2 protein-coding genes are annotated in these 1,480 nt (G+C 22.9%); both read right to left on the bottom strand.

Translation table 4 applies throughout. The annotated features are described in order from the left end of the window. Positions 1-584: spiroplasma phage ORF1-like family protein (locus C6B38_RS03765; RefSeq protein WP_443028746.1), on the bottom strand; the 584-nt coding region annotated here is incomplete at its 3' end. A 199-nt stretch (positions 585-783) separates the two neighbouring features. After that, positions 784-1,122, bottom strand: a complete 339-nt coding sequence (rbfA, locus tag C6B38_RS03760; RefSeq protein WP_105298713.1) for a 30S ribosome-binding factor RbfA — start codon at positions 1,120-1,122, stop codon at positions 784-786. Positions 1,123-1,480: the final 358 nt, after the last annotated feature.

Raw genomic sequence — 1,480 nt, 5'->3', positions numbered from 1 at the left:
ATATTTTCACTCAACAAAATATTATTAAAATTTTGTAATTTCAACGCAAAAAAGTTAACTAAAACAGTATCATATTGTAAATTATCAATATATCCATTTTCAATAAACGAACTACGATTTTGAAACACTGGCACCAATGCACTTGCAAAAAACGACTGTAAAAACTTAGATAAATCAAACTGACCGCTAAACTGTTGATAATACTTTAAATCTTTACTATTTAATGATGAATAAATTGAACCATTAAAATTAAAAACTTCACCAGTTCCCGTTCGCATAAAATTAAAATTAAAACTTAAATCATCATTATTAATATTATTTAACTCTAAACTACCAGAAATAATTAAATTTGCTTCATCAACAGTTAAAATCATCCGATAAATTGCTTTTTTAATATTTTTAACATCCAATTCATCAACCGTCTCAAAATCAAAAATTATCCGCTTTGTACCAACCTTATTCGGATTTTCATAATCCGCACTACCACCTTGCTGAACCCTAGTATTTTCTAGCAAAACAGAATATAAAGATAAATCAATAAATTCTTTTACGCGAGTTTGTTGATAACCATTTCAATCAGTAATTTCACCGGTGTTTTTATCAATAGTAGGTATTTGTGGTTCACCATCACCAGATCAACGATAAACAGGAAAATTAATTCCATATTTTAAATGTTGTCAGTATGTATTGTGATTTTTTATAAAATTACTATCAAAATAAACTTTTTTTACTAACTAATAAAAATTATTTAATGTTTATCTATTTACACCTTAATAAGTTTTCTTATTTTAAATTTTGCAAGATTGCTTCAATATTATTAGCATTATCTAATGAACAGTCAAAAATAAATTCTAAGTCCGGGCAACGATAAATTTCTAGTTTATGTGCTAATTTGCTACGAATTTTATTTTTATAATTTTGAACAATATTATGAAGTTCTGCTTCTGGTTTATTTAATAATGATGAATAATAAACTTTTGCATGACTTAAATCATTTGATAATTTAACAGCATGAATTGATAAGGTATTTAAAATTTCATCACGAATCTCTCGTTGCATAATAATTGTTAAATCACGAGCAATCAAAGATTGCATTCTTTCAACTTTAATTTTATTTGCCATTATCTCACCTTTTTCTAACTTACTAATATTATAACAAAGTATTGGATAAAAACGAATAATTTTATTAATAAACAAAATTATTTTTAAAAAAGAAATGAAAAAAAGGTTAGATGTAATTAAAAATGACTGTATAAATTATTTTGGGGTATTTACTATATTTTAAGAAATTATGGAATAAATAATCCACATACTTAACTTAAATATACCATGTTTAATTTTATTGTCAACAAATTTTTATATTTTTTTAAATTTAATCACAACAAAAAATGCATTTTTATTAAAATTATTTAATTTAAAAATAAAATTAATAAAGACGTAATTTTTGTTGTTCAGTTTTATTAAAATTATTATATAAAAT

Origin of the sequence: Spiroplasma sp. ChiS (assembly GCF_002968355.1) — a bacterium.
GTDB classification, from domain to species: Bacteria; Bacillota_I; Bacilli_A; order Mycoplasmatales; family Mycoplasmataceae; genus Spiroplasma; species Spiroplasma citri.
This window is presented reverse-complemented; position numbering and strand designations above follow the sequence as displayed.